The 24,751-nt window shown below is 67.3% G+C and carries 31 protein-coding genes; 16 read left to right on the forward strand and 15 right to left on the reverse strand.

Annotation, left to right across the window (positions count from 1 at the left end; translation table 11 throughout):
* Positions 1-37 precede the first annotated feature (37 nt).
* Entirely contained in the window at positions 38-334 is a 297-nt protein-coding gene (locus J2W22_RS06660) for a hypothetical protein (protein ID WP_307117465.1), read from the forward strand.
* A gap of 230 nt (positions 335-564) precedes the next feature.
* Here the strand turns inward: J2W22_RS06660 and topA are convergent, their stop codons facing one another.
* The gene (topA, locus tag J2W22_RS06665) at positions 565-3,120 is read right to left on the reverse strand and encodes a type I DNA topoisomerase (protein ID WP_307117466.1); all 2,556 of its coding nucleotides are present in this window, start codon (positions 3,118-3,120) and stop codon (positions 565-567) included.
* 130 nt (positions 3,121-3,250) lie between these two features.
* On the opposite strand from topA, the gene J2W22_RS06670 reads away from it, so the two are divergent.
* On the forward strand, positions 3,251-4,786 hold the full coding sequence (locus J2W22_RS06670) for a DUF4403 family protein (RefSeq protein ID WP_307117467.1): 1,536 nt from the start codon (positions 3,251-3,253) through the stop codon (positions 4,784-4,786).
* Between the two features lie 145 nt (positions 4,787-4,931).
* Here the strand turns inward: J2W22_RS06670 and yghU are convergent, their stop codons facing one another.
* On the reverse strand, positions 4,932-5,825 hold the full coding sequence (yghU, locus tag J2W22_RS06675) for a glutathione-dependent disulfide-bond oxidoreductase (protein WP_307117468.1): 894 nt from the start codon (positions 5,823-5,825) through the stop codon (positions 4,932-4,934).
* An 85-nt stretch (positions 5,826-5,910) separates the two neighbouring features.
* Between yghU and J2W22_RS06680 the strand changes: the two genes are divergently transcribed.
* Positions 5,911-6,294 carry a hypothetical protein gene (locus J2W22_RS06680; protein WP_307117469.1) on the forward strand — a complete coding sequence of 128 codons (384 nt, stop codon included), beginning with the start codon at positions 5,911-5,913 and terminating at the stop codon, positions 6,292-6,294.
* 21 nt (positions 6,295-6,315) lie between these two features.
* Here J2W22_RS06680 and J2W22_RS06685 read toward each other — a convergent pair whose 3' ends face one another.
* Genes J2W22_RS06685 through plsY form a run of 4 tightly spaced genes read right to left on the reverse strand, consistent with a single transcriptional unit; the run spans position 6,316 to position 9,166 of the window.
* Positions 6,316-6,969 carry a hypothetical protein gene (locus tag J2W22_RS06685; RefSeq protein ID WP_307117470.1) on the reverse strand — a complete coding sequence of 218 codons (654 nt, stop codon included), beginning with the start codon at positions 6,967-6,969 and terminating at the stop codon, positions 6,316-6,318.
* A gap of 7 nt (positions 6,970-6,976) precedes the next feature.
* The gene (locus tag J2W22_RS06690; protein WP_307117471.1) at positions 6,977-7,447 is read right to left on the reverse strand and encodes a GFA family protein; all 471 of its coding nucleotides are present in this window, start codon (positions 7,445-7,447) and stop codon (positions 6,977-6,979) included.
* Complete coding sequence (gene dprA / locus J2W22_RS06695; RefSeq protein ID WP_307117472.1) at positions 7,444-8,523, reverse strand: DNA-processing protein DprA; 1,080 nt, start codon at positions 8,521-8,523, stop codon at positions 7,444-7,446. The genes J2W22_RS06690 and dprA overlap by 4 nt, the downstream gene beginning before the upstream one ends.
* The gene (plsY, locus tag J2W22_RS06700) at positions 8,516-9,166 is read right to left on the reverse strand and encodes a glycerol-3-phosphate 1-O-acyltransferase PlsY (RefSeq protein ID WP_307117473.1); all 651 of its coding nucleotides are present in this window, start codon (positions 9,164-9,166) and stop codon (positions 8,516-8,518) included. Before plsY ends, dprA begins: the two co-directional genes overlap by 8 nt.
* 108 nt (positions 9,167-9,274) lie before the next feature.
* Here plsY and J2W22_RS06705 point away from each other — a divergent pair, with 108 nt between their 5' ends.
* Both J2W22_RS06705 and murI read left to right on the forward strand, forming a co-directional pair.
* Positions 9,275-9,997 (forward strand): sigma factor-like helix-turn-helix DNA-binding protein, encoded by a 723-nt coding sequence (locus J2W22_RS06705; RefSeq protein WP_307117474.1) that lies wholly within the window; start codon positions 9,275-9,277, stop codon positions 9,995-9,997.
* A 337-nt stretch (positions 9,998-10,334) separates the two neighbouring features.
* Positions 10,335-11,147: a glutamate racemase gene (gene murI, locus J2W22_RS06710; RefSeq protein ID WP_307117475.1), complete on the forward strand. Its 813-nt coding sequence runs from the start codon at positions 10,335-10,337 to the stop codon at positions 11,145-11,147.
* A 4-nt stretch (positions 11,148-11,151) separates the two neighbouring features.
* Here the strand turns inward: murI and J2W22_RS06715 are convergent, their stop codons facing one another.
* Entirely contained in the window at positions 11,152-11,322 is a 171-nt protein-coding gene (locus J2W22_RS06715; protein ID WP_307117476.1) for a hypothetical protein, read from the reverse strand.
* A 236-nt stretch (positions 11,323-11,558) separates the two neighbouring features.
* On the opposite strand from J2W22_RS06715, the gene hemA reads away from it, so the two are divergent.
* Both hemA and J2W22_RS06725 read left to right on the forward strand, forming a co-directional pair.
* Positions 11,559-12,800 (forward strand): 5-aminolevulinate synthase, encoded by a 1,242-nt coding sequence (gene hemA / locus J2W22_RS06720; RefSeq protein ID WP_307117477.1) that lies wholly within the window; start codon positions 11,559-11,561, stop codon positions 12,798-12,800.
* Complete coding sequence (locus J2W22_RS06725; protein ID WP_307117478.1) at positions 12,800-13,327, forward strand: SF0329 family protein; 528 nt, start codon at positions 12,800-12,802, stop codon at positions 13,325-13,327. The genes hemA and J2W22_RS06725 overlap by 1 nt, the downstream gene beginning before the upstream one ends.
* On the opposite strand, the gene J2W22_RS06730 is transcribed toward J2W22_RS06725, so the two are convergent.
* The 5 genes from J2W22_RS06730 to J2W22_RS06750 form a co-directional block, all read right to left on the reverse strand.
* Positions 13,324-13,851, reverse strand: coding sequence for a DUF4199 domain-containing protein (locus tag J2W22_RS06730; protein WP_307117479.1), 528 nt, complete (start codon positions 13,849-13,851; stop codon positions 13,324-13,326). The genes J2W22_RS06725 and J2W22_RS06730 overlap by 4 nt on opposite strands.
* A 208-nt stretch (positions 13,852-14,059) precedes the next feature.
* Entirely contained in the window at positions 14,060-14,473 is a 414-nt protein-coding gene (locus tag J2W22_RS06735; RefSeq protein ID WP_307117480.1) for a helix-turn-helix domain-containing protein, read from the reverse strand.
* A gap of 11 nt (positions 14,474-14,484) precedes the next feature.
* Entirely contained in the window at positions 14,485-15,147 is a 663-nt protein-coding gene (locus J2W22_RS06740) for a class I SAM-dependent methyltransferase (RefSeq protein ID WP_307117481.1), read from the reverse strand.
* On the reverse strand, positions 15,144-16,388 hold the full coding sequence (locus J2W22_RS06745; RefSeq protein ID WP_307117482.1) for a DUF3419 family protein: 1,245 nt from the start codon (positions 16,386-16,388) through the stop codon (positions 15,144-15,146). The genes J2W22_RS06740 and J2W22_RS06745 overlap by 4 nt, the downstream gene beginning before the upstream one ends.
* 159 nt (positions 16,389-16,547) lie before the next feature.
* Positions 16,548-17,108 carry a DUF1579 domain-containing protein gene (locus J2W22_RS06750; RefSeq protein WP_307117483.1) on the reverse strand — a complete coding sequence of 187 codons (561 nt, stop codon included), beginning with the start codon at positions 17,106-17,108 and terminating at the stop codon, positions 16,548-16,550.
* 126 nt (positions 17,109-17,234) lie between these two features.
* On the opposite strand from J2W22_RS06750, the gene J2W22_RS06755 reads away from it, so the two are divergent.
* Together J2W22_RS06755 and J2W22_RS06760 are read left to right on the forward strand one after the other, a co-directional pair.
* Positions 17,235-18,098, forward strand: coding sequence for a LytTR family DNA-binding domain-containing protein (locus tag J2W22_RS06755; RefSeq protein ID WP_307117484.1), 864 nt, complete (start codon positions 17,235-17,237; stop codon positions 18,096-18,098).
* Positions 18,099-18,524 (forward strand): hypothetical protein, encoded by a 426-nt coding sequence (locus tag J2W22_RS06760; RefSeq protein WP_307117485.1) that lies wholly within the window; start codon positions 18,099-18,101, stop codon positions 18,522-18,524. It abuts the gene before it with no gap.
* A gap of 124 nt (positions 18,525-18,648) precedes the next feature.
* On the opposite strand, the gene J2W22_RS06765 is transcribed toward J2W22_RS06760, so the two are convergent.
* Both J2W22_RS06765 and J2W22_RS06770 read right to left on the reverse strand, forming a co-directional pair.
* A complete protein-coding gene (locus J2W22_RS06765) occupies positions 18,649-19,122 on the reverse strand; it encodes a hypothetical protein (protein ID WP_307117486.1) in 474 nt (157 codons plus the stop codon).
* Positions 19,122-19,373, reverse strand: coding sequence for a hypothetical protein (locus tag J2W22_RS06770; RefSeq protein ID WP_307117487.1), 252 nt, complete (start codon positions 19,371-19,373; stop codon positions 19,122-19,124). Before J2W22_RS06770 ends, J2W22_RS06765 begins: the two co-directional genes overlap by 1 nt.
* Positions 19,374-19,431: 58 nt before the next feature.
* On the opposite strand from J2W22_RS06770, the gene rpiB reads away from it, so the two are divergent.
* The 6 genes from rpiB to J2W22_RS06800 all read left to right on the forward strand — a co-directional run bounded on the left by rpiB (position 19,432) and on the right by J2W22_RS06800 (position 23,461).
* The gene (gene rpiB, locus J2W22_RS06775; protein WP_307117488.1) at positions 19,432-19,884 is read left to right on the forward strand and encodes a ribose 5-phosphate isomerase B; all 453 of its coding nucleotides are present in this window, start codon (positions 19,432-19,434) and stop codon (positions 19,882-19,884) included.
* Entirely contained in the window at positions 19,881-21,191 is a 1,311-nt protein-coding gene (glyA, locus tag J2W22_RS06780; protein ID WP_307117489.1) for a serine hydroxymethyltransferase, read from the forward strand. Before rpiB ends, glyA begins: the two co-directional genes overlap by 4 nt.
* A 129-nt stretch (positions 21,192-21,320) precedes the next feature.
* Entirely contained in the window at positions 21,321-21,782 is a 462-nt protein-coding gene (nrdR, locus tag J2W22_RS06785) for a transcriptional regulator NrdR (RefSeq protein WP_307117490.1), read from the forward strand.
* Between the two features lie 165 nt (positions 21,783-21,947).
* Positions 21,948-22,697 (forward strand): RNA methyltransferase, encoded by a 750-nt coding sequence (locus tag J2W22_RS06790; protein ID WP_307117491.1) that lies wholly within the window; start codon positions 21,948-21,950, stop codon positions 22,695-22,697.
* Between the two features lie 76 nt (positions 22,698-22,773).
* Positions 22,774-23,034 (forward strand): hypothetical protein, encoded by a 261-nt coding sequence (locus J2W22_RS06795; RefSeq protein WP_307117492.1) that lies wholly within the window; start codon positions 22,774-22,776, stop codon positions 23,032-23,034.
* A 133-nt stretch (positions 23,035-23,167) separates the two neighbouring features.
* On the forward strand, positions 23,168-23,461 hold the full coding sequence (locus tag J2W22_RS06800) for a hypothetical protein (RefSeq protein WP_307117493.1): 294 nt from the start codon (positions 23,168-23,170) through the stop codon (positions 23,459-23,461).
* A gap of 15 nt (positions 23,462-23,476) precedes the next feature.
* Here the strand turns inward: J2W22_RS06800 and J2W22_RS06805 are convergent, their stop codons facing one another.
* Positions 23,477-23,779, reverse strand: coding sequence for a chorismate mutase (locus J2W22_RS06805; protein ID WP_307117494.1), 303 nt, complete (start codon positions 23,777-23,779; stop codon positions 23,477-23,479).
* Between the two features lie 224 nt (positions 23,780-24,003).
* Between J2W22_RS06805 and rpsD the strand changes: the two genes are divergently transcribed.
* Positions 24,004-24,618, forward strand: a complete 615-nt coding sequence (rpsD, locus tag J2W22_RS06810; RefSeq protein ID WP_183999861.1) for a 30S ribosomal protein S4 — start codon at positions 24,004-24,006, stop codon at positions 24,616-24,618.
* Positions 24,619-24,751 lie beyond the last annotated feature (133 nt).

Below are 24,751 nucleotides of genomic sequence, written 5' to 3' on the forward strand. Positions count from 1 at the left end.
CACCACAAGAGGGTGTGGTGAACAGGGGTTAAGCGACATGGGCAGCAGCCTTAAGAGTGCGCGTTTCCTCGTCGAGAGCCGGCTGCGCGATGCGGCCCGCGGCGACGCCAACGCGTGTTACGATCTGGGTATGGTCTATTCGAGCGGCGCCGACGGCGTCGGCGTCGATCTGATCGAGGCCCATAAGTGGTTCAACATCGCCGCCGTCACCGGGGACAGCCGCGCGCAGGAATGCCGCGCCGAGATCGCAGAGGACATGACCGCGCGCGAGATCATCGAAGCGCAGAAGGCCGCGCGTGCGTGGCTCCGCGGCTTCGAGGTGCGGGCGGCGTAATTCTCCTTCTCCCCTTCCGCTTGCGGGAGGGGCCGGGGGAGGGGCTATCGCAACTCCGCCCGAGGTGATGGGAGGCCACGCCCTCCCCTGACCCCTCCCGCAAGCGGAAGGGGAAGTTCGGTTTCTCCGTCACGGCTTCCACCACGCGTCATCCCGGCGAACGCCGGGATCTCAGGCGAGGGACGTTGGAAAAGAGCCGCACGAGATCCCGGCCTTCGCCGGGATGACGGCTATTCCTTGGCAGCAGCCTTCTTAGCCGCCGGCTTCTTCGCTGCGGCCTTCTTCGGCGCCGCAGCCTTCTTGGCAGGCGCCTTCTTCTTCCCCTTGCCCTTGGCCGGACCCGCCGCCGCGCGGGCGTCGATCAGCTGGGCGGCTTCCTCGAGCGTCAGCTGCTCCTTGTCGATCGACTTGGGCAGCGTGGCGTTGGTCTCGCCGTCGGTGACATAGGCGCCGTAGCGGCCGTCCATCAGCTTGATCTCGGCCTCGGTGCGTGGATGCTTGCCGAGCACCTTCAGCGGTTCGCGCGAAGCGCCGCGGGCCGGACGGCCCGAATTCGCCGCCGCCTCGGCCAGCTTGACCACCGCCGCGTTCATCCCGGTCTCGAACACTTCCATCGTGCCCTGCAGCCGGGCGTATTTCCCGTCATGCGCCAGATACGGCCCGTAGCGGCCGATCGAAGCGGTGATCGGGTTGCCCGTCTCGGGGTGGTCGCCGATCACGCGCGGCAGCTTGAGCAGCTTCAGCGCCAGCTCCAGGTCGAGCTCGACATCCTTGGGGATCGAGGCGCGCGCCGCTTCCTTGCCTTCGCCAAGCTGGATGTACGGCCCGAACCGGCCCGACTTGCGCTCGACATTCAGGCCCGTGTCCGGATCCTGGCCCAGCACTTCCGGCCCGCTGTCCTCGCCGCTTTCCCCGCCCGGCTGGGCGAAGCGCCGCGTGTATTTGCACTCGGGATAGTTGGAGCAGGCGATGAACGCGCCGAACTTGCCGCCGCGCAGCGCCAGCCGGCCATTGCCGCAGTTCGGGCACAGCCGCGGATCGCTGCCGTCCGCCTTTTCGGGGAACAGGTAAGGCGCCAGGAACTCGTCGAGCGCCGCCGTGATGTCCGACGGCTTCTGCTCCATCACATCGGCCGTGCGCGGCTTGAAGTCGCGCCAGAACGCCTCGAGCACTTCCTGCCACTGGGCGCGGCCGCCCGACACGTCGTCCAGCTCCTCCTCCAGCTCGGCGGTGAAGTCGTAGTTGACGTATTTCTGGAAGAAGCGCTCGAGGAACGCGGTCAGCAGCCGCCCGCTCTCCTCGGCGAAGAAGCGGTTCTTCTCGAGGCGGACATAGGCGCGGTCCTTGAGCACCTGGATGACCGAGGCATAGGTCGAAGGCCGGCCGATGCCGAGCTCCTCCATCCGCTTGACCAGCGACGCTTCGCTGAAGCGGGGCGGCGGCTGGGTGAAATGCTGCTCGGCGTTGACCGCCTTCTTGGCCGGCGTCGCGCCTTCGCTCATGCGGGGCAGGCGGCGCGAATCCTCATCGCCTTCGTCGTCGCGGCCTTCCTCGTACAGCGCGAGATAGCCGGGGAAGATCACCACCTGGCCGGTGGCGCGCAGCCCGTGCTGGCTGGTGCCGTCCTCCAGATCGATCGTCGTGCGCTCCATCCGGGCCGATGCCATCTGGCTGGCGAGCGCGCGCTTCCAGATCAGCTCGTACAGCTTGGCATGATCGCCCGAGCCCGCGCGGTCCTTGGAGAAATCGGTCGGGCGGATCGCCTCGTGCGCTTCCTGGGCGTTCTTCGCCTTGGCGGTGTAGATACGCGGCTTGTCGGGCACGTACGACCCGTCATAGCGTGTCGCCACGGCCTTGCGGGCGTCCTGAATCGCGCTCGGGTCCATCTGGACGCCGTCGGTACGCATATAGGTGATCGCGCCGTCCTCGTAGAGGCCCTGGGCGATCCGCATCGTGTGGCTGGCCGAGAAGCCCAGCTTGCGCGCGGCTTCCTGCTGCAGCGTCGAGGTGGTGAACGGCGCGGCCGGGTTGCGCATCGCCGGCTTGGTCTCGACCGAGACCACGGTGAAGCGGCCTTCCTCGACGGCCTTCTTCGCCGCCTCGGCCGTCTTGCCGTCGCCGATCGACAGGCGATCGAGCTTGTCGCCCTTATACTTGACCAGGCGGCTGACGAACGGCGTGCCGTCCTGCTCCATGTCGGCGGTGACCGACCAATATTCCTGCGGCTTGAACCCTTCGATCTCGCGCTCGCGATCGACGATGATGCGCAGCGCGACCGACTGGACGCGGCCCGCCGACTTGGCGCCGGGCAGCTTGCGCCACAGCACCGGTGACAGGGTGAAGCCCACCAGATAATCGAGCGCGCGGCGGGCGCGATAGGCGTCGATCAGGTCGGTATCCAGCTCGCGTGGATGCTCCATCGCGGTCAGGATCGCCGGCTTGGTGATCGCGTTGAAGGTGACGCGCTCCACTTCCTTGGGCAGCGCCTTCTTGTTGCGCAGCACTTCCTGCACGTGCCAGCTGATCGCCTCGCCTTCGCGATCAGGGTCGGTCGCGAGGATCAGTCGGTCGGCCTTCTTCGCCTCGTCGGCGATCGCCTTCAGCTGCTTCGATTTGTCGGCATAGGTTTCCCACTCCATCGCGAACCCTTCCTCGGGATCGACGGAGCCGTCGCGTGCCGGCAGGTCGCGGACATGGCCGTAGGAGGCGAGGACGCGGTAGTCCTTGCCGAGATATTTCTCGATGGTCTTCGCCTTGGCCGGCGATTCTACGATGACGAGCTGCATGGGGGGTAAGCGTTCCTCACGTGTACGCGTGTAAGGTGGGGAGGGGCAGAGGGGGCCGTCAAGCCGGTTGATCTGGAACTTGGTAACGCTTCGCGGGTATCACTTCGCCACGCCCAGGGGGAGCCAAACTTTGCCCGAGGACATCGCCGCACCATCGCCTCGCCGCCCGCACCGGCTGCTTTGGATATTCGGGACCGTCCTTGCCCTGCTCGCAGCCGGTGCTGGCGCGGGCTTCTTCTGGCTCCGCGCGAAGCTCGATGTCAAAGCCGAGCCGCCGCCCCGCGCCAGCGACGCGATCGAAGTGCCCCGCCAGGTCTCGGCGCTCGACGTGCCGCTCGACGTCAACGTCTCGGTCCTCAGCCGCGCGCTCGAGAAGTCGGTGCCGCGCACGCTCTGGTCGATCGACCAGCATGTCGACAAATGCGTGCCCGCCCAGCGCGTCAAGCTGTTCAAGGCGAAGCTCAAGGTCAGCCCCGATCTCGGCTGCGACGTGATCGGCACCGTCACCCGCTCCGCCATCCGGCTGCGCGGGGTGGGGGACGAGATCGTCGCCGACATGCCGATCCGCGCGACGATCGCCGCGCGCCATGTCGGCGGCTTCCTCAAGGGCGAGACCGCGACCGGATCGGCCATGGTCCATGCCCGCATCCGCCTGTCGGTAAGCGACAATTGGCAGCCCCGCGCGACCATCCGCCTCGCCTATGACTGGACCACCCCGCCGGGCATCGACTTTCTCGGCCGCCGGATCACCTTCACCGACAAAGCCGACGCGAAGCTCGGCCCGATCGTCCGCGATCTCGAACGCACGCTGCCGCGCGAGATCGCCCGGGTCGACATCCGCAGCCGCGTCGCCGACGCCTGGCGGCAGAGCTTCACCATCCTCCAGCTCAACCAGGAGAACCCGCCGGTGTGGATGCGGATCACCCCGGAGAAGCTCAGCTATGGCGGCTATCGCCTGACCGGCAACCGCCTGCGCCTCGGCCTTGGCCTCGCCGCGCTCACCGAGACCTTTGTCGGGCCCAAGCCCGAGGATCCCAAGCCCATCCCGCTCCCGCCGCTCGGCCACGACGCCAGGGGATCGAAGCTGCAATTCTTCATCCCCGTCATCGCCGATTATGCCCAGCTCGAGCCGGTGCTCCAGCGCGCGCTCGACAAGCGGGCCAAGCGCCCCTTCGAGCTGCCCCGCATCGGCCCGGTGGAGGCGCGTTTCAGCGGGGTGGTGATGTACGGCACCACCAACGGCCGCATCGCCGTCGGCTTGACCATCGCCGCGCGCCCGCAGAGCGGCGGCGGCGAGACGCATGGCCGGGTCTGGCTCACCGCCCGGCCGGTCAACGCCCCGGGCTCGCAGCGCGTCCATTTCGAGGACCTCTCCGTCTCGGGCGAGACCGACCGGATGGCCGGCGACCTGGTCGTGCTGCTCGCCCGGAGCCCGGGCGTGGCCGAGACTTTGGCGGAATCGCTCACCCAGAACTTCACCCATGATTTCGACAAGCTGCTCGGCAAGATCCGCCGCGCGATCGTCAGCAAGCGCGCCGGCGCCTTCCTCATCCGCGCCGACCTGGCCGAGGCCCGCAACGGCACGCTCAAGGCGAGCGGGCAGGGGCTGTACCTGCCCGTCTGGGCGGAGGGCACGGCGCGGGTGGAGTATCTGCCCGGCAGATAGCATGCGCTCATTCCCAACTCCCCTCCCTGGAAGGGAGGGGCTGGGGGTGGGTGGATGCATGCGATACGGTGGGGTGGCACCTGCGTCCGCAGTACGCCCGGACGCGACCCACCCCCGACCCCTCCCTTCCAGGGAGGGGAGGTTTCTACGCCAGCATCTTCGCCCGCACCGCGTCGATGTCCGCCGCCGAATGCCGCTCGGCGAGACGGAACTCCTCCGGACCCGAGCCGCGATTGACCAGCCGTCCGCGCTGTACCGCCTCGCGCTCGCCGACCTCGGCGACCCAGCGGTTGAAATGCTCATACTCGCCGACATTCAGGAACTCGGCGGCACCCGCATAGGCGTCGCCGCGCGCCACGCCGCCATACCAGGGCCAGATCGCGATGTCGGCGATCGTGTACTCGTCGCCGGCCATGAACCGGTTCTTCGCCAGGTGCGTGTCGAGAACGTGCAGCTGGCGCTTCACTTCCATCGCATAGCGGTTGATCGCATATTCGATCTTGAACGGGGCATAGGCGAAGAAATGGCCGAAGCCGCCGCCCAGGAACGGCGCCGAGCCCATCTGCCACATCAGCCAGCTCATCGTGGCGGCGCGCTTCGCCGGGTCGGTCGGCAGAAAGGCGCCGAACTTCTCGGCCAGATAGACCAGGATCGCGCCGCTCTCGAACACGGTGATGTTGGGCGAGACCGAATGGTCGACCATCGCGGGGATCTTCGAGTTCGGATTGATCCCGACGAACCCGCTGCCGAACTGGTCGCCCTCGCCGATATTGATCTTCCAGGCGTCATACTCGGCGCCCGCATGGCCGGCGGCGAGCAGCTCCTCGAGCATGATCGTCACCTTCTGGCCATTGGGCGTGCCCAGCGAATAGAGCTGGATCGGATGTTCGCCGACCGGCAGCACCTTCTCGTGCGTCGCGCCCGAGACCGGCCGGTTGATGTTGGCGAACTGGCCGCCGCTCGGTTGCTCCCAGGTCCACACCTTGGGCGGGACATAGCCGGCAGGCTGGTTGTTGGCGGGATCGGATGCGTCGGCCATGTCGATAGTCTCCCCTGGGGATTGCTGCGGGCATGTAGGAACGGCTCCGAAACTTGCCAGTCCCCCGCGCTTGAATCGCGTGCGAATGGCTGTCAGCCTGCGATGGGACTGGGGGAGGGATGCGATGAAAGGCCGGCATCTGCTGCTTGTTGGCGCGCTCGCCATGCTGGCCGCATGTGCTGCGAGCCATAGTGGCAAAAGCTTCACGATTCCCGCGAGCGAGATCACCACCGGCTGGACGAACGCGCTTTACCGGGAAATGGCTCGAGCCGCCGAGGACGGAACCGATCCCTCATGGAATATCGTGCCCAGCTTCTCGGATGCGCGATGCCGATGGACCGTCCCGGGGCGCGAGGCGATGTGCCGCTACACGTGGTGCAGCCGTCTGCACTGCCGGCCGCAGCTCACCGGCAGCGAACCCGAACACCGGACCACCAGGACCGAGCATGGCTGGGACTTCGGCCTCTAGCTGTGCCCGGCCGCTGCTCCCTCAGGCGAAGACCTGTTCGAGATCGTTCGACGGGCCGCGGGTCAGCCGATGGATCGCCACTGCCGTGTGCCAAGTCAGGGCCTGCGCGGTGTAGACCATCAGGTTCGAGAGCAGCGCCAGCCCGATCGGCACTGGGCCATATTCGGGATAGAAAAACACAGTCCCGAGGAACAGCAGCATGGGCACGCCCGACACCAGCATGGCAGCCGAGATCGGCACCACCAGCGGCTGCGTGCGCGACCAGCTCTCCCGCATCGCCTGACTGCTGGTCATGCCCTCGCCGACGATGAGCGGCGCCACGATCGACCAGCGCGCCCATAGATAGATGCCGGGCAGGATCAGGAAGAGGAAGCCGATCGTGATACCCAGGCCGCTGAGGATCAGCGCGAGGACGAAGGACCCGCCCCGCCCGCGCCGTCCTTCCGCATCGAGCAGTCCGGCGCCCCGCAGCGCGCCGCGGGTCACGCCATATTGGGCAAAGATCGTACCGATCCCGATGGCGAGGTTCAGCCCGGCGCCGTCCGAACCGATCGCATCGGCCGCGGTGCCCAGCAGCACCAGCACCAGCATGACGGCAAGCGTGGTCGGCAGGTTCGTGCTGAGCAGCGCAAAGCTGTTCCGCACGATCAGCGCGGTGTCGATCTTCTGTTCCATATCCCCCTCAGTTCCCTGTTTGGCCTGGCTGCCCGGGTCCGCCCATGCGGCGGATTCTGCGCCAGAGCAGGCGCGGCCCCCACTCCAGTGCCATCGACAGGGCGGAGCGTTTCCTCGTGTCGCCCTCGAAGCGATAAAAGGCCGGCTTGCCGTCATGGAATATCTCGTGCGTGAGCGTCAGGCCCTCCGCGTCGAACAGCCCCGCGCTGACCGCAATCTCGGGGCCGAGCGTCGGGCGATGGAAGATGCTGCTCCCGCACTTCTCGCAAAAGCCGCGCTCGGCAAAGCCCGATGCCTGGAAGGTGCGCAGGGTCTCGCCCGCAATCTCCGCCTCGGGCGCCTGGATCGCCATCCAGGGGCCGCTGCACCAGCGTCGGCACATCGCACAATGGCAGGCGCCGACCGCGCTGCGTTCGACGGGAACCGAGGCGCGGACGCCGCCGCACAGGCATCGGCCGTGGCGACGGGCCTCGCTCATGCCAGGCTCACCCGGCCGCCGGCGTGCCGCTCCAGCCGCCCGGCCAGTTCCAGCTCGAGCAGCACGGTCTGCACCACCGCGGGCGCCAGTCCCGATTGCCGGATCAGCTCGTCGACGCTGACCGCCACCGGCCCGAGCAGCCCGGTCACCGCGCGCCGATCGGCATCGCTGGCATCCTCGGGCGGCGGGCCCTGCCAGCCGCTCGCCGGCGCGCGCACCGCGCGGGGATCGATCGGGCGTACCATCTCGAGGATGTCGTCCACGCCCTGCACCAGGGTCGCGCCCTCGCGGATCAGCAGGTTGCAGCCCTGCGCGCGCGGATCGAGCGGCGATCCCGGCACCGCCATCACGTCGCGCCCGGCTTCGCCCGCGATCCGCGCGGTGATCAGCGAGCCCGATCGCGGCGCCGCCTCGACCACCACGGTGCCGAGCGCGAGCCCGGCGATGATCCGGTTGCGCGAGGGGAAGAAACGGGCGAGCGGCTCGGTGCCCGGCGGCTGCTCGGCGAGCAGCAGGCCCTCGCGGGCGACGCGCTCCTGCAATTCGCCATTCTCGGGCGGGAAGGCGATGTCGATCCCGCTGGCGATCACGCCCACCGTGCCGCCGCCCAGCGATCCTACATGCGCCGCCGTGTCGATCCCGCGCGCCAGGCCGGAGACCACGGTGACGCCCGCCTCGGCCAGCCCCAGCGCGATCTGCCGGGCGAAGCGGCAGGCGGCGGCGGAGGCGTTGCGCGCGCCGACGATCGCCACGGCCGGCCGGTCGAGCAGCTCCGTCCGCCCGCGCAGGATCAGCGCCGGCGGGGCGCTGTCCAGCTCGGCGAGCAGCGGCGGATAGCCGTCATCATCGAGGAAAAGATAGCGCGCGCCCAGCCGCTCCACTGCGGCGATCTCGCGCCGGACAGCGGCGGCATCGGCGATCACCGGCGCGCGGCCGCCGCCCCGCGCCGCCAGCATCGGCAGTGCGTCGAGCGCCGCCTCGGCGGTGCCGAAGCGCACGACCAGCTGGCGATAGGTTACGGGGCCGATATTGGCGGAGCGCAGCAGCCTTAGCCGTGCCTCGCGCCCGTCAGGCACTTTTCTTGCCGCCGCTCTTACTGCCGCCGACGCGCGGTTCGGTGCCGTTGAGCAGCCGATCGATATTGGCGCGATGCTTCCACAGCACGATCATCGTCAGCGCGAGCAGCATCAGCACCAGTTCGATCCGTCCGAAGAATGCGGCGCTCACCGGCGCGCTGATCGCCGCGCTCATCCCGGCGAGCGAGGAGATGCGGAGCGCCGCGAGCAGGCCGAGCCAGACGACCGCGAAGACGATGCCCGAGGGCCAGTGGAGCGCGAGCACCACGCCCATCATCGTCGCCACGCCCTTGCCGCCGTTGAACTTCAGCCACACCGGGTAGCAATGGCCGATGAACGCGGCCAGGCCGCCCAGCACGCCGCCGCCGGGCAGGATCGCGCCGGCGATCAGCACCGCCGCCGCGCCCTTGGCCAGGTCGAGCAGCAGGGTCGCCGCCGCCAGTCCCTTGCGGCCGGTACGCAGCACATTGGTCGCGCCGATATTGCCCGAGCCGATCTGGCGCAGGTCGCCGGCGCCGAAGAAGCGGGTCAGCAACAGCCCGAAGGGGATCGAGCCCAGCAGATAACCGAGCAGCAAGACCCCTGCGGGAACCAGCCATGGAATATCGTTCGTCAAAGGATCCCCCTGCGCACCGGTCAACATAGTGGGTTGCTGCGGGTGCGCAATGTGGATGGGGTACCAATCGCTCCGACTTGGGCGAAACTCGACTTTCGCCTAGCCTCGGGCGCCAATGGGGGCGGGGAGTTGCGCGTGCTGGACGATCGAATGCGGGCGGCGATCGCCCGGCTGACCGAGAATGAGAAGGAATGCCTGCGCCGCCGCCTGCTGCCCCAGACCGCCAAGGAAATGGCGATCGATCTCGGCGTCTCGCCGCATGCGGTCGAGAAACGGCTCAAGATGGCGCGCACCAAGCTGGGCCTGTCCTCCTCGCTCCACGCCGCCCGGCTGCTCGTCCAGGCGGAGTCCCATGCGTTGGTACCCCATGCGCCGGACCTCGTGCTGTCTGAGGATCGATTTCACATCACTCTCCTATCCGGCGGCAGGCGCCGGTGGTGGATTGGAGGTATCACGGCAATGAGCATCACGATCGCGGCGGCCCTCGCCGTCACCCTGGCCGGCGTGCCGGCACCGCAGCAGCAGGGCGCACCCGCGCCGCAGCAAAAGGCGAAGATGTACGACGGCCCCTTCGTCCCGGCGACGCCCGAGCAGGCCACGGCCTTCATCGCGGCGAGCTTCGTGACGATGGACAGGGACAAGTCCGGCTATCTCGAAGCCGGCGAGGCACCGCGTGCCTCCGTCAGCGTCAATCATGGTCCGCGCAAGGACATAGGGGTGGAGCAGGGCGGCCGGATGTTCCTCGCCCGCTTCGATACCAATGGCGACGGCAAGGTGAGCAGGGACGAATATATCGCGACGCGCCGCCCGATGGTCCTCGCCATGGGCATCCCGGCCAACTGGAAACCGCGCAACTGATTGCCGTGCGAGGACGGATCGGCATTCCAGTCCAGGGATGATGCCCGCGCAAAAAGCCTCGTCACCCCGGCCTTGTGCCGGGGTCCACGGTGCAGCACGCGTTGAACTGGAACCTCGAGCCCTGCCCCCGCCGCTCGGTGGACCCCGGCACAAGGCCGGGGTGACGGTAGGATGAGGGCGATGGCAGCTTTTCAATACTGAATGTCGATTTGGCCTGGTTCCTCAAGGTCGAAGGCCAAGCACGGCGTCTAGCAAATTGAACCTCGGATCCCCCCAGGGGGTGTTCCCAAACTCGGGGCGGTTGACGCTCACCCGTCGCGGAGCCATGCCCGCGGCGATGACCGACGACCGCCCCATATTGTTCTTCGATTCCGGCGTGGGCGGGCTCTCGGTGCTCGCGCCCACCGCCGCGCTGCTCCCGCATGCGCCTCTCGTCTATGTCGCGGATTCGGCTGGCTTTCCCTATGGCACGCGCAGCGAGGGCGAGATCGCCGCGCGGGTGCCGGCGCTGCTCGGCCGCTTGGCGGAGCGCTATGATCCGCGCCTGATCGTCATCGCCTGCAACACTGCCTCGACGATCGCGCTCCACCATGTCCGCGCCGCGCTCGACGTGCCGATCGTCGGCACCGTCCCCGCGATCAAGCCGGCGGCGGCGATCAGCCAGACCCGGGTGATCGGCGTGCTCGGCACCGAGGCGACCGTCCGCCAGCCCTATGTCGACGATCTCGCCGCCCGCTTCGCCGGCGACTGCACCGTGCTGCGCCATGGCTCGGCCGAGCTGGTCGAGATCGCCGAGGCCTCGCTGGAAGGGGTGAAGCCGCTGCCCGAGCGGATGCGCGCGGTGCTCGCCGGCCTGTTCGATCAGCCGGGCGGAGAGCGGATCGACGTGATCGTCAACGCCTGCACCCATTTCCCGCTGGTCGAGGCCGAGCTGGCGGCCGCCGCGCCGCATCCCGTCCGCTTCGTCGATGGTGGCCCGGGTATCGCCCGGCGAGTCGCGCACCTCACCAAGGGCCAATCCTGGCCCCATGTGGTCGGATCGGCGTCAGCGTTGTCGGGGAAGGCGGTGTTCACGGCGCGCAGTGCCCGGACCGATATGCTGGCGCCCGCCCTGGCGCGCTACGGCCTGGTCGAGATCGAGTCGCTCTAGCCGGTCAGGCGTGAGCGGAGGGCGCTCCGACGACATGGATGTCGCGCAGCCGGGCCGAATAGCGCTCGGCCATCTCCTGATGGACGCGCCGCGCGGTCATGTCGTCGCTGCGTTCGGCATGCTCGCGCTCCTGCCGTTCGCGCATGGTGAAATATTCTATGTCTCTGGCGCTCATATGGTGGTGCTCCTTGTACAAGCGGGAGCGCGCTAGGTCTCTCAGCCGCGGACTCGCTTGATAAGCCGACTCGCCCGCGATGATCCTTGTTTACCACATCCGGCTCGATTCCCGCAGCAAACCCTCTCAATTTCGGACCAACCGGCTTTTGTCTTGGATCAAAGGTGTTCCGGACCGCACCGATTAGGCAATATGTCCAACTGGAAATCGCCGTATTTTGACGGTAGGAACGCCTGATGCACAGCGCAGACAGCCACGCGCCCGTCGACTATGGCCGGGTCTTCACGTCCGCGATCGACCGGCTGCACGCCGAGGGCCGCTACCGCGTCTTCATCGACATTCTGCGCAACAAGGGCATGTTCCCCAATGCGCGCTGCTTCGCCGGGCACAACGGGCCGAAGCCGATCACCGTCTGGTGCTCGAACGACTATCTGGCGATGGGCCAGCACCCCAAGGTGATCGCGGCGATGGAGGAGGCCCTTCACGATGTCGGCGCCGGCTCGGGCGGCACGCGCAACATCGGCGGCAACACCCATTATCATATCGAGCTCGAGCAGGAGCTCGCCGATCTCCACGGCAAGGAGAATGCGCTACTCTTCACCTCGGGCTATGTCTCGAACGAAGCGACGCTTTCCACCCTCGCCAAGGTGCTGCCGGGCTGCATCGTCTATTCGGACGAATTGAACCATGCCTCGATGATCGCGGGCATCCGCAATTCGGGCTGCGAGAAGCGCGTCTTCCGCCACAACGACCTCGCGCATCTCGAGGAATTGCTCGCCGCAGACGATCCCGGCGTGCCCAAGCTGATCGCGTTCGAGAGCGTCTATTCGATGGACGCCGACATCGCCCCGATCGCCGAGATCTGCGACCTGGCCGACAAGTATAACGCGCTGACCTATCTCGACGAGGTCCATGCCGTCGGCATGTACGGCCCGCGCGGCGGCGGCATCTCGGACCGCGAGGGGCTGGCCGACCGGCTGACGATCATCGAGGGCACGCTCGGCAAGGCGTTCGGCGTGATGGGCGGCTATATCGCGGCCGACCAGATGATCATCGACGTGATCCGCAGCTATGCGCCAGGCTTCATCTTCACCACCTCGCTCTCGCCGGTGCTGGTCGCCGGCGCGCTGGCCAGCGTGAAGCATCTCAAGGGCTCGTCGGAAGAGCGCGAGGGCCAGCAGGCCGCTGCCGCCAAGCTCAAGGCGATGATGGCCGAGGCGGGGCTGCCCGTCATGGCCTCGACCACGCACATCGTGCCGCTGATGGTCGGCGATCCGGTCAAGGCCAAGAAGATCAGCGACATCCTGCTCGCCGAGTACGGCGTCTACGTCCAGCCGATCAACTATCCCACCGTGCCGCGCGGCACCGAGCGCCTGCGCTTCACCCCCGGCCCCGCGCATGACGAGAGCATGATGCGCGAGCTGGTCGATGCGCTGGTCGAGATCTGGGGCCGGCTGGAACTGCGCCGGGCCGCCTGATGCGCTGGAGCAAGCTCCGCCAGCTGGTGATCGAGCGCTTCGCCGAGCCGCTGCAGGGCAGGCTCGACATCCATAGCGCCGCTTATGGCAATTGCAGCTGCGGCCATGCCTGGCTGACGCTCGACGGCGATGTGATCGCCAATTTCTGCACCCGGGCGAACGGCAATGCGGAATATGTCATCCCGCGTCAGGATGGTGACTCGCCCATCAGGTACGCAGCCAACACCATGTATGACGAGCAGCTGACCGCCTATGGCGAGCGCAGCCGTCAGGATGTGTACCGGACGCTCTGGGACTTCGTGCACAGCGTGCCGGTCGAGGAAGCGTTGGCGAGCGACGACATGCTGTTCCAGGCGCTGGCGATCGTCGATGCCCGGATCGGCAAGCGCCGGCTCGCGCAGTTCGATCCCGACAAGCTTCATCCGCTCTGCGGCTACCTGCTGATGCTGCGGCGGGGCGAGGCCGATGGCCTCACGCCCGCCGACTATGCCGCGCTCCGCCGGGAGGCAGCAGCCGAGGCCGCCTAGGTTTCCCTTGGCCGCGCCGGCAGGAACCGGCTGTTGCGCAGCAGCGCGGCCGAAACCAGCGACACCAGCACGCCCACCGGGAATATCTCGACGAACGTCATCGGCAGCCGGAACAACGGGTTGTGATAGGCGGTGCGGAACGACGCCATCTCCGCCTGCGCCCTGGCCAGCTCCGCGCCGCTCTTGCCGTCGAGCATCGCCCCGGCGAACTTGTCGATGAACGCGTCGATGCCGATCGTCGCCAGCGCCAGGTCCCAGCACAGCGCATAGACAATGCCCGCGACCAGGCTGATCGCCAGCCCCATGCCGAAGGCTGGCCAGAAGCGGATCACCCCGCCCTGCGCCACGTCGCGCTGGCGCTTGATCGCGATGAAGATGGCGCTCAGCCCGATCAGCATGATCAGATAGCCGATCGCCATGCCGTACTGGCCGGTGGCGCCTTCGAAGTTGAGCACGATGACGGAGAGCAGGCCGCCGGCGATCAGTCCGCCGATCACGCCGTGGGTCAGGATGGTGCGCAGCATGGTCGTCCCCCTTGGGTTCAGGTTGCGCCCCGATCAGCCGCGCCGCAAGCCGCTGCGGCAATCCCCCGAAAGGATGATTTGCGTGAAACGGGGTCCAACTCGCTCCCCTTCCGCTTGCGGGAGGGGCCGGGGGAGGGGATGTGACGAACGCGGGAGTGGTCTTGGTAGACAGTCCCTCTCCTGACCCCTCCCGCAAGCGGAAGGGGGATTAGCGCACGATCCCCAGTTCCCGCGCTCGCGCCACGGCGTCCCCGCGCCGCTTCGCGCCCAGCTTCTCCAGCAGCCGCGCGACATGCGTCTTCACCGTGTTCAGCGACACACCCAGCCGCTCGGCGATCTCCTGGTTCGATCGCCCGGCGAGCAATTCCTCCAGCACCTGCAGCTCGCGCGGCGAGAGCCCCAGCACCGCCACCGCCTGGGGATTGCCGTCGAACGCGCGCGGGGCCGGCCGGGCGATCCCGCGCGCGCCGAGCCATACGCCCAGCACCAGGAAGCCGCCCGCGATCAGGAAGACATAGACGTCGCCGATGTGCGAGCGCACCAGCCGCTGGTAATCGAGCCATTGCAGCAGCAGCGTCCCCGCCGCCAGCAGCGTGCCGTACAGGACGATGCGCTTCCACATCGTCCCCGCCCTCAATCCCGCGTCAGCGTCGCGCTCCACACATAGCCGCGCAAGGTCGAGCGGAAGTCGAGCCGCAGTCCCTGCTCCTCGGCGACGCGCTTGAGCACCGCCGGCAGCGTGTCGCGCGGGAAAACGTGGAAGTCGTTCAGCGACTTGAAGTGCAGCCGCTTGGCAAAGCCCGGCAGCCGCTCATATTGCCCGAAATCGACGATGTGCAGGCTGCCACCCGGCGCCAGCGCCTTCGCGCCCAGCTCGATCGCCTCCACCCAGGGTGGGATCATCGAGAGCGTATAGCTCATGAACACCCGGTCGAGCTTCTCGACGCCGAACAGTGTCTGCACGTCGAACGCGCCGGCATCGGCCTGCGCCAGGGTGATCTTGCCGCTCAGGCCATTCTTCTCGACCGAGGCGCGTGCCGTCTCCAGCATCGCCTCGCTGATGTCGAAGCCATAGAAGCGCGCCTCGGGGAAACGCTTCGCCGCGACGATCAAGTTGCGCGCCGTGCCGCAGCCCACCTCCAACACCGTCCCGCCCCTGGGCGGGTTCAGCCCGCGGATCAGCGCGTCGCGGCCCAGCAGGTAGAACTTCCGCGTGAAGTCGTAGAAGTGGCGATGGAGCGCATAGGTCGCGTCCATCAGCCCCTTCTGGTCGGCGCCCCCGGTTGCAGCGCTCATGCGTGCGGCTTCAGCGTCCAGACGTGGGTCGCGCCATAGACCGACGAACGGTCGCGGCGCGTCCAGTCGTCGAGCTTGGCCTGGTCCTCATATTCCCACTGGCTCATCAGCTCCTCGGGGATATGGCCCTTCACCACATCGGGGATCGCCGCGGTGCGATAGAGCACGCGCGCGCCCGGCTTGGCGGTGCGGGTGATCTCGCCCCAGATGCGGGTGAGCTGCTCGTCGGTCATCCAGTCCTGCGCATCGAGCAGGATGTAGCGGTCGAGCGACTGGGCCGGCATCGTCTCGAGATAGTCGGCATAGTTGGTGTGGCGGATCTCGACGCGGTTGGCGCGCTCGCGCACCACGTCCCAGTTCTTCGCCTCGAGATACGGCGGCAGCGGCGCGTCTGGACCCTCGCCATAGCCGCGGCCAAAGGCCTGCCAGGCGTAGAAATTGTCCTTCAGGTCGAAGTCGCAGGCGAGCTTGCGCAGGCGGCTCTTGAGGGCGCCGGTGATGCCGGCCTTGTCGTCGATCTTGAGCAGGTCGTACTGCGCCGGCGGAATGCCGAAGCCGAACAGGGCGGCGGGCTGGTCGACCAGCCAGCGCAGGAACTTCTTCTCGAAGAACGGCTCGAAGCGCGTCTCGAAGATGTGGCGCTGCTCCTCGATGTTCTTCGCGGCGAGGATCTCGCGCGGATCGATCCCGTAGCGGTGCGCCAGCCAGTGGACGAAGCCGATCAGCCGGCCAAGCAGGCCGTATTTGTAGAAGCCATGCTTGAACGCCTCGATGCGGCGCGTGCCGTTCAGGCCGCGGCGCTCCCAGTAATCGCGATAGGGCGCATCGAGGTGCGGCGCGATGAACTGGCGATAGGCCTCGACATTCTCGGCCTTGTTGGCCTGGCCGAAGAAGCGGTGGAACGAAGCATAATCGGGCAGGTTCAGCGCCGCCTGCTTCTTGAGGTTGTTGAGCGCGATATGTGCCGGATTGAGATCGACCGCGGTGATCTTCGCCGGGTTCGCCGTCAGGTACGAGAAGACGTTGCACCCGCCCGAGGCGATCGTGACCATGTGGTGGTCCGGCTGGAGCTGCAGCGCCTCCATGTCGATCACCGGGTCTTCCCAGATCTGCGGGTAGACGAGGCCTCTGAACGCGAAGGTGAAGGCGCGCTCGAGCAGGCCCTCCTTGGTCATGTGCTCATGGCGGTGCACGGCGCCGCGGACGGCGACATTCTTCGGCGTCTTGGTAATCGAACCCATCAATAGCTCCTGGACGCCCCGGCGGACGAGCGGTGGTCCGCCACGCCCTATTACCCCTTTGTGACGAACCGGCGTCACTCTAGGGTCTATCCCCTGTGCCCGCAACGCCTCGTCGCGGGCACTCCCGGGGACGCCCCTAGGGTCAGGAGCCCAGCAAAATCAATCCCGTGTCACGCTGCCGGCGACCGGCCAGTCGCTGTCGCCGATGCGCTTGAGCACCATCTTGAAGAAGGGGCGGGCCGGTTGGCCCTCCGCGAGGAAATCACCGGTCTCGGTCCAGGTCGTGCCGTCGAAGCTCGCCTTGTACCGGACCTTGGCATTGGGACCGGCCGGCACTTCCCAGGCGTAACCCTTGTCGAGCACCGTCATCGGGAAGTTGCCCGATCGCCCGCCGGTATAGCTCTGCATCGAAAAACTCTGGGTCCGCGCGTCGTAGGAGACCACGGCGAAGGCGTTGAACGGCACCTTGCCGGCGTCGTCGAACGATTTGCCTTCGATCACCGTCACCGTGCCGTCGAGCAGCGTGCCGACGCGCTCGGTATGCACCACCACCTTCTCGCCGGCGCTCGGCATCAGCATCCGCGCCTCGCCGCGCCATTTGCCGTGCATCCAGTCGAGCCTGTGCATCGCCGCGGATTGCTGTGCCATCGCGGCGGTGTCGGTCTGCTGGGCGTGGGCGGCGAAGGGCAGGGCGAGGGCTAGGAGCAAGGCTCCGACCATCGGGCGCCTCCCATAACCGTCATCCCCGCGAAGGCGGGGATCCAGGGTTTCTCTACCCGTTCGCCTGTGACTCTGGATCCCCGCCTTCGCGGGGATGACGAAATTGAAGAACATGCGGGTCTCCCGTTGTCGTCGGACGCATCGCATGGCAGCCTCTCCGCCATGCCCGCCGCCCGGTCGCTCCGCACTGGCCCCGCCGCCCGCTCGCCGGGCAAGCGCGGTTTCGCGAAGCGCGCGTTCGGCTTCGCGAAACGTGCGCTGCCGAAAGCGCCGGTGCCGGGCTTTCCTCTGCTCTGGGTCGCCTGTCTTGCCGCCGCGGCGCTGATGATCGTCACCGGCGGGTTCAACACCGGCGCGCTGCCGCTCGGCCAGCGCACCGCCTTCTGGCTGCTGCTGATGGGCTGGAACGCGCTCAAATGGCAGGCGCTGTTCGCCTGGGGCGTCCGCAAGCCGAGCGACTGGCCGCGCGTCGCGCTGCTCGGTGCCATCCCGCTCAACCTGCCGTTGCCGCTCGAGATCCCGCTCGTCGGCGCGCTGATCGGCCGGAGCATGCGCGTGATGCCGCTCGACGTCTGGCTGCGCGCGGCGGCGATCAGCGTGGTGATCTTCGCCGTCTGCGCGCTGGTCGCCTGGATATTGCTGCGCCGGATGCGCCCGGTCCGCGCCGAAACCGGGCTGCTCGCCCGCACCCGGGTCCGCGCCGAGGACCTCGCGGGAATCGAGGCCGAGGACCATTATTGCCGCGTTCACCGCCGCGACGGGACGAGCGCGCTGCTCCATTACCGTTTCGGCGACGCGCTGGACGAAGTCGCCGGCATCGACGGTCTCCAGGTCCATCGCGGCGCCTGGGTCGCGGCGGAGGCAGTCGAAGGCGCCGAGCGCGACGGCCGCAAATGGCGCCTGCTGCTTGCCGGCGGCGGCAGCGTGCCGGTCAGCGCGACCTATGTGGCGGCGGCAAGGGCGCGGGGGTGGCTGCGGGGGCGGGGGTAGATGCTAGGTGCCATTCTCAACGCGTTGCGCGGCTATCGGCGTGTCTTCCTGCCGCTGGAGGCCGCCATCCTCGCCGAGGTCCGGTCCTCTCTTCCCGAGCAGGTGCATCCCGCATTCGATGATCGCCTTGCCCGGATCAACATGATCCAGCCCATTCTCGGCGGGCGAGAGGTCAATCTCTATGAGCGCCGCAACGGCGTGATCCTGTTCCCCGCGTCGAGCCGAATACTATCCGCCGACGCCTCGCTCTGCATCGCCACGGTAGAGCTTCTCTCATCTGATCCCATGTCCCGGCTGAAGGCACGGCTCTATTGCGGGCGCGGCGTCCTCACCTCGCTCGAATTCGACCAGCCCAGCGAACACGCGGAACTCGAAACCGTCACCGCGATGAAGGTGCAGGTGACGCCGAAATTGCCCTGGAACTGACGGAGGGCGCTGGCAGCAAGAACCAAGCTGATCCCCGGCGAGGGCCGGGGATCAGCTTGCGTCAGTGGTAACCGCGCGTTGTTGCGTGGCCTTGTGCCGGGGTAGCGGTTGGAGGTGAAGGACTTCAGTCCCGGCAATAGCCCTCGCCGGTATGCACGGTCAGGCAGTCCTTCTTGCCGGCGAGGTACTTCAGCCCCGTCGCATCGCCATCGCTAGCGTGGAGCGTCTGCTCGCCATCGGGCCGCTTGAACGCGATGCCCGCGCTGGTGCCCTTGCCGTCGAACGATCCCTTGTCGTCGAGCGTGTATTGCATCTCGAGCTTGTAGGTCCCCGGCTCGGCGCCCTTGGCGACGACCAGATAGGTCCCCTCGACGCCCTTCCACCGCCCGACCCAGTCGTCGCGGTCGACCGGCTTGCCGGACACTTCCTTTTTCAGGTCGGCAGCGCCCTGCTCCACGGCATTGGCGATCGACCCGCCCACCGCCACTGCGGCATTGCCGGCGGTCTCGGTGGCATTGGCCGTCGCGTCGGCAGCCTTGTCGGCGGTGTTGCACGCGGCGAGCGCCAGCGCCGGCGCGAGGATCAGCAGCGCGCGCATCAGCGAGTCGCCTCGTCGATCGCATTGCCGACATGTTCGGCGCGGTTGCCGATGTCGTCGGCGGTGTTGTCGAAGGCGTTGCCGGCATCGTCCGCCGCGGCGTCGATGCTGTTCCCCAGGTCGTTCGCGGCGTTGCTCAGCGAGTCGCCGGTGCGATCCAGCGAGTTGCTCAGATTGCTCTCCGCACTCGGCGAGCAGGCCGCGAGGCCCAGCGCGAGGGCGGGAAGCAGGGCGAAAATCGTCTTGCGCATGTTTCTCTCCGAATAGTCGGTCTAGCCAGCCGGTCCCGCGCGGCGTAGGGGAGCGCGCATGCCACACACCATCGCCATCGCATCGGACCATGCCGCCTACGCAATGAAGGCAGAACTCGCCGAATGGTTGCGTAACGAAGGGCACGAAGTGCTCGATTTGGGCACGAACGGCCCCGAGAGCGTCGATTATCCCGATTACGGCTATCGTCTCGCCAAGGCGATCGAGGATGGCCGGGCCGAGCGCGGCGTCGCGCTCTGCGGCTCGGGCATCGGCATCTCGATCGCGGTCAACCGCAATCCGGCCGCCCGCTGCGCGCTCGTCTCCGAGCCGCTCTCGGCCAGCCTTGCGCGCCAGCACAACGATGCCAATGTCGTCGCCCTCGGCGCCCGCCTCGTCGGCATCGAGATGGCCAAGGCCTGCATCACCACCTTCCTCGCAACCGAGTTCCTCGGCGACCGCCACCAGCGCCGGGTCGAGAAGCTCAGCCACCCCGAAAGGAACCCCGCATGAGCACCAATCCCGTTAGCAATGGCGTGCAGCCGGACGGTTTCTTCACCCGCGGCCTCGCCGAGGCCGATCCCGCGGTCTTCGCCGGCGTCGAGCACGAGCTGAAGCGCGAGCAGTATCAGATCGAGCTGATCGCCTCGGAGAACATCGTCTCCAAGGCAGTGCTCGAGGCCCAGGGCTCGGTCTTCACCAACAAATATGCCGAGGGCTATCCCGGCAAGCGCTACTATCAGGGCTGCCACCCCTCGGACGAAGTCGAGCAGCTGGCGATCGATCGCGCCAAGCAGATCTTCGGCTGCGACTTCGCCAACGTCCAGCCGCACTCGGGCGCGCAGGCGAACGGCGCGGTGATGCTCGCGCTCGCCAAGCCGGGCGACACGATCATGGGCCTCAGCCTCGATTCGGGCGGCCACCTCACCCACGGCGCCAAGGCGGCGATGTCGGGTAAGTGGTTCAACGCGGTCCAGTACGGCGTCGACCCCGTCACCCACCTGATCGACTTCGACGAGGTGCTGGCCAAGGCCAAGGAGAGCCAGCCGCGGATCATCATCGCCGGCGGCTCGGCCTATCCGCGCCACATCGATTTCGCGAAGTTCCGCGCGATCGCCGATGAAGTCGGCGCGATCTTCATGGTCGACATGGCGCACTTCGCCGGCCTGGTCGCCGGCGGCGTCCACCCGACGCCGTTCGGTCACGCCCATGTCGTTACCACCACCACCCACAAGACCCTGCGCGGCCCGCGCGGCGGCGCGGTATTCACCAATGACGAGGCGATCGCCAAGAAGATCAACTCGGCGGTGTTCCCGGGGCTCCAGGGCGGCCCGCTGATGCACGTCATCGCTGCCAAGGCAGTCGCGTTCGGCGAGGCGCTCCAGCCCGAGTTCAAGAGCTATGCGGCGGCGATCGTCGAGAATGCCAAGATCCTCGCGGCCACGCTCAAGGAGCGCGGCGCGGCAGTGGTCTCGGGCGGCACCGACACGCATCTCGCGCTGATCGACCTCACCCCGCTGGGCGTCACCGGCAAGGATGCCGACGAAGCGCTCGAGCGGGCGGCGATCACCTGCAACAAGAACGGCATCCCCAACGATCCGCTGCCGCCGGTCAAGACCAGCGGCATCCGCGTCGGCTCGCCGGCGGGCACCACCCGCGGCTTCGGACCCGCAGAGTTCCGCGAGATCGGCAACATGGTCGCCGACGTGCTCGACGGCCTCAAGAAGAATGGCGAGCAGGGCGACGCCCAGGTCGAAGCCAATGTCCGCGAGCGCGTCCGCGCGCTGTGCGAGCGCTTCCCCATTTATCCGGAGCTTTGATGGCTAATCTCCCTCTCCCCTCTGGGGAGAGGGCAGGGGAGAGGGGCATGAGCCGAGACCTCTCCTCTCTGCCCCTCTCCCTCCGCCGCTTCGCGGCTCCTCCCTCTCCCCAGAGGGGAGAGGGATAAGATGCGCTGCCCCTTCTGCGGACATGAAGACAGCCAGGTAAAGGACAGCCGCCCCACCGAAGACGGGGCGGCGATCCGCCGCCGGCGCCAGTGCGAGGCCTGCGCCGCGCGCTTCACCACGTTCGAGCGCATCCAGCTGCGCGAGCTGACTGTCCTCAAGAGCGAGGACAAGCGCGAGCCGTTCGATCGCGACAAGCTGGTCCGCTCGATCTCGGTCGCCACCCGCAAGCGCCCGGTCAACAGCGTGCAGATCGAGAAGCTGGTCTCCGGCATCCAGCGCCAGCTGGAGACGATGGGCGACACCGAAATCCCCTCGCAGAAAATCGGCGAGCTGGTGATGCAGGGGCTGAAGGGCCTGGATTCGGTCGCCTATATCCGCTTCGCCAGCGTCTATAAGGACTTCCGCGAGGCCAAGGACTTCGAGGAATTCGCGGGCAATGTGAGCGAGGTGGGGAAGGGGTAAGCCCCTTTTCGTCATCCCGCGAAAGCGGGGACCCATCTCCCGGACTATCCGGCCACGTACCGGTTATATCTGCCGATAGCGCAGGAGCTGGGTCCCCGCTTTCGCGGGGATGACGGTTGTTGGTACTAGTGCCAAGTTGAAGAGATCGAAGCAGTGAGCAAAGCCGTGGCCCCACCCCCCGTCATCGTCCTCGTCCGCCCGCAGCTCGGCGAGAATATCGGCAAGGCCGCGCGCGCGATGCTCAATTTCGGGCTGGTCGAGATGCGCCTCGTCGCCCCGCGCGACGGCTGGCCCAATCCCAGCGCCGGTCCGGCCGCCTCGGGCGCCGATATCGTGCTCGAAAAGGCCCGGGTCTATGAGACCGTCGCCGATGCCGTGGCCGATTGCGCGCATGTCTATGCCACCACGGTGCGCAAGCGGGGCGTCACCAAGCCGGTGATGACCCCCGAAGAGGCCTCGCACGAGATCCATCGCGAGGAAGGCCGCTCGGCGATCCTGTTCGGGCCCGAGCGCTCGGGGCTCGAGACCGACGACGTCGCCGTCGCCCGCACCATCGTCACCGTGCCGATCAACCCCGAGTTCGGTTCGCTCAACCTCGCCCAGGCGGTCATCCTCGTCGCCTATGAATGGTCGAAGCACGTGCCGAGTTCGGCAGAGGGCGGCGTGAGCCTCGCCCAGCCGACCCAAGAGGAGCTCGATCCCCCCGCGCCGCAGGAAGAACTCGACGGGATGATCGGCCAGCTCGATGCGATGCTCGAGGAATCTGGCTATTATTTCCCGCCCGATCGCGTGCCTTCAACCAAGCGTACGTTGCGCACTTTGCTCACCAAGCCGCGCTGGTCGAGCCAGGAACTGCGCACCCTGCGCGGCGTGCTCTCGGCCCTCGAAGGGAAGAAGCGCCACCGCAACGGCTGACACATTACTGCAATATGCTTCCGCTTTTCGCTGGCGTGAAACCGCGATACGCTCGGTGAATCTTGGGAGGGGCCCGATGCGTTTTGTTACCTTTGCTGCCTTGCTTGCCCTGTCTGCACCGGCATTGGCCCAGCAGACCGATACCGCGCCTGCGCCTGCCTCGCCGGTGAAGGAAAAGAAGATCTGCCGTGCTCTCGATGTGACCGGCTCGATCATGTCGAAGCGTACCTGTCATACCCGCGAGGAATGGCGCCAGATCGACGATTCCAATGGCGACAATGCCCAGCGGACGCTCGGCAATCGTCGGGCGGGCGCAACCGGTCTCGACCCGAGCTGAGCCGGCGCCACCTTGGCGACATAGGTGGCATTCGATTTGCTGATCCAGGATCGTCCCGCCAGACGACGCGGACCTGTTATCCGAACCGACGCCCGGCAGTGCGGGCGTTCTTGCTATTGCGGAGACTTGCCAGATGCGTTTCGTTACCGCGCTTACTCTCCTTGCTCTGGCGGCGCCCGTCGCCGCGCAGGAAGCTCCAGTCTATAGCGGCCAGGCCAGCGCCCCCGCCAAGGCCAAGAAGAGCAAGAATGACCCGGACAAGGTTATATGCCGCAGCGTCGCATCGACGGGCAGCCTGATCGTCGGTCGCAGCGAATGCCATACCCGCGCCGAATGGGAGCAGCTGACGCGCGAGACGCGCGAGGCATTGCGGGGGCGCGGTGCGACCGTGCCGGCTCCGCCGATCCGCCCCGGCGGCGGCGGTTGAAACCGGCAACCGTTTTCAGCGCCGGTCGAACGCCTCGAGCTCATAGGCGATCGAGGCTTCGACCAGTAATTCCCAGATCTCGCCGATCGCCGCATCGGGGATGCCCGCGGCCCGGGCATGGGTGCGGGCATTGGCGATCACCTGCGCCTTGCGGGCTTCGTCGCGGACATGGCCGCGCTCGGGCTTGATGCGGGCGGCGGCATCCATATAGCCGAAGCGGCGCTTGAGCAGCTGCACCAGCGCCGCGTCCACCGCATCGACGCCGGCACGGACTTCCAGCATCGTCGTGCAGGCTTCGGGGTCGAGTATCTCTTGCATCGCCGTTCCTTGGCGGCGCGGGGAGGCGCTGTCCAGCATGTGCGGTAATTCGTCCTCGAGACGGGCTCGTGGAGGCCCGGAGAACTTGACTCCAGCCCCCCGCGCCGCTAACCGCGCGCCTTCGCAATGGTCCCGCACCCCGGTGAAGCGGTGGCCCTGCCTCTCTTCGAGAACCGCAGGCGGATACCGGGAATACCGTTGTTAGCGATTGCAAGGATTACAGAATGTCGAAGCGTTCCAGCGCAAAGTACAAGCTTGACCGCCGCATGGGCGAGAACATCTGGGGCCGTCCCAAGTCCCCGGTGAACAAGCGCGAATACGGCCCGGGCCAGCACGGCCAGCGCCGCAAGGGCAAGATGTCGGACTTCGGCATCCAGCTGCGCGCCAAGCAGAAGCTCAAGGGCTATTACGGCGACGTCACCGAGAAGCAGTTCAAGAAGGCGTATGAAGACGCCTCGAAGATGAAGGGCGATACGTCGCAGAACCTCATCGGTCTGCTCGAGCAGCGCCTCGACATGATCGTCTACCGCGCCAAGTTCGCGCCGACGATCTTCGCGGCCCGCCAGCTGGTCAACCACGGCCACGTCCTGGTCGATGGCGAGAAGTGCAACATCGGTTCGCGCCGCATCAAGCCGGGCCAGACCGTGTCGCTCCGCCAGAAGGCGCAGGAAATGGCGCTGGTGATGGAGGCGCAGAGCCTCGCCGAGCGCGACATCCCCGATTACGTGTCGCCGGACGGCGCCTCGAAGATCACCTTCACCCGTGTGCCGACCCTCGACGAGGTGCCGTACCCGGTGAAGATGGAGCCGAACCTGGTCGTCGAATTCTATTCGCGCTAAGCTTCGCTCCCTTCGGGAACGGAAAAGAGGGCGGTCCTTCGGGGCCGCCCTTTTCGTTTGCGCCGTCTCCCGTTCCCAGCCCGTCATGCCGCCCTACAACCGTCATCCCGGCGAAAGCCGGGATGACGGTTGT

The organism is Sphingomonas kyeonggiensis (genome assembly GCF_030812785.1).
Classification (GTDB): domain Bacteria; phylum Pseudomonadota; class Alphaproteobacteria; order Sphingomonadales; family Sphingomonadaceae; genus Sphingomonas; species Sphingomonas kyeonggiensis_B.

What these genes read in the sequence shown, in the direction of transcription:
- J2W22_RS06685 (WP_307117470.1), bottom strand. Translation starts at nt 6,969, where the DNA reads ATGGAACAGAAGATCGACACCGCGCTGATCGTGCGGAACAGCTTTGCG.
- glyA (WP_307117489.1), top strand. Translation starts at nt 19,881, where the DNA reads ATGAGCACCAATCCCGTTAGCAATGGCGTGCAGCCGGACGGTTTCTTC.
- murI (WP_307117475.1), top strand. Translation starts at nt 10,335, where the DNA reads ATGACCGACGACCGCCCCATATTGTTCTTCGATTCCGGCGTGGGCGGG.
- J2W22_RS06690 (WP_307117471.1), bottom strand. Translation starts at nt 7,447, where the DNA reads ATGAGCGAGGCCCGTCGCCACGGCCGATGCCTGTGCGGCGGCGTCCGC.
- J2W22_RS06800 (WP_307117493.1), top strand. Translation starts at nt 23,168, where the DNA reads ATGCGTTTCGTTACCGCGCTTACTCTCCTTGCTCTGGCGGCGCCCGTC.
- J2W22_RS06795 (WP_307117492.1), top strand. Translation starts at nt 22,774, where the DNA reads ATGCGTTTTGTTACCTTTGCTGCCTTGCTTGCCCTGTCTGCACCGGCA.
- J2W22_RS06740 (WP_307117481.1), bottom strand. Translation starts at nt 15,147, where the DNA reads ATGAGCGCTGCAACCGGGGGCGCCGACCAGAAGGGGCTGATGGACGCG.
- plsY (WP_307117473.1), bottom strand. Translation starts at nt 9,166, where the DNA reads ATGTTGACCGGTGCGCAGGGGGATCCTTTGACGAACGATATTCCATGG.
- yghU (WP_307117468.1), bottom strand. Translation starts at nt 5,825, where the DNA reads ATGGCCGACGCATCCGATCCCGCCAACAACCAGCCTGCCGGCTATGTC.
- J2W22_RS06715 (WP_307117476.1), bottom strand. Translation starts at nt 11,322, where the DNA reads ATGAGCGCCAGAGACATAGAATATTTCACCATGCGCGAACGGCAGGAG.
- J2W22_RS06750 (WP_307117483.1), bottom strand. Translation starts at nt 17,108, where the DNA reads ATGGTCGGAGCCTTGCTCCTAGCCCTCGCCCTGCCCTTCGCCGCCCAC.
- rpsD (WP_183999861.1), top strand. Translation starts at nt 24,004, where the DNA reads ATGTCGAAGCGTTCCAGCGCAAAGTACAAGCTTGACCGCCGCATGGGC.
- topA (WP_307117466.1), bottom strand. Translation starts at nt 3,120, where the DNA reads ATGCAGCTCGTCATCGTAGAATCGCCGGCCAAGGCGAAGACCATCGAG.
- J2W22_RS06760 (WP_307117485.1), top strand. Translation starts at nt 18,099, where the DNA reads ATGCTAGGTGCCATTCTCAACGCGTTGCGCGGCTATCGGCGTGTCTTC.
- J2W22_RS06745 (WP_307117482.1), bottom strand. Translation starts at nt 16,388, where the DNA reads ATGGGTTCGATTACCAAGACGCCGAAGAATGTCGCCGTCCGCGGCGCC.
- J2W22_RS06770 (WP_307117487.1), bottom strand. Translation starts at nt 19,373, where the DNA reads ATGCGCAAGACGATTTTCGCCCTGCTTCCCGCCCTCGCGCTGGGCCTC.
- J2W22_RS06735 (WP_307117480.1), bottom strand. Translation starts at nt 14,473, where the DNA reads ATGTGGAAGCGCATCGTCCTGTACGGCACGCTGCTGGCGGCGGGGACG.
- J2W22_RS06680 (WP_307117469.1), top strand. Translation starts at nt 5,911, where the DNA reads ATGGCTGTCAGCCTGCGATGGGACTGGGGGAGGGATGCGATGAAAGGC.
- J2W22_RS06660 (WP_307117465.1), top strand. Translation starts at nt 38, where the DNA reads ATGGGCAGCAGCCTTAAGAGTGCGCGTTTCCTCGTCGAGAGCCGGCTG.
- J2W22_RS06765 (WP_307117486.1), bottom strand. Translation starts at nt 19,122, where the DNA reads ATGCGCGCGCTGCTGATCCTCGCGCCGGCGCTGGCGCTCGCCGCGTGC.
- J2W22_RS06725 (WP_307117478.1), top strand. Translation starts at nt 12,800, where the DNA reads ATGCGCTGGAGCAAGCTCCGCCAGCTGGTGATCGAGCGCTTCGCCGAG.
- nrdR (WP_307117490.1), top strand. Translation starts at nt 21,321, where the DNA reads ATGCGCTGCCCCTTCTGCGGACATGAAGACAGCCAGGTAAAGGACAGC.
- J2W22_RS06730 (WP_307117479.1), bottom strand. Translation starts at nt 13,851, where the DNA reads ATGCTGCGCACCATCCTGACCCACGGCGTGATCGGCGGACTGATCGCC.
- J2W22_RS06805 (WP_307117494.1), bottom strand. Translation starts at nt 23,779, where the DNA reads ATGCAAGAGATACTCGACCCCGAAGCCTGCACGACGATGCTGGAAGTC.
- hemA (WP_307117477.1), top strand. Translation starts at nt 11,559, where the DNA reads ATGCACAGCGCAGACAGCCACGCGCCCGTCGACTATGGCCGGGTCTTC.
- rpiB (WP_307117488.1), top strand. Translation starts at nt 19,432, where the DNA reads ATGCCACACACCATCGCCATCGCATCGGACCATGCCGCCTACGCAATG.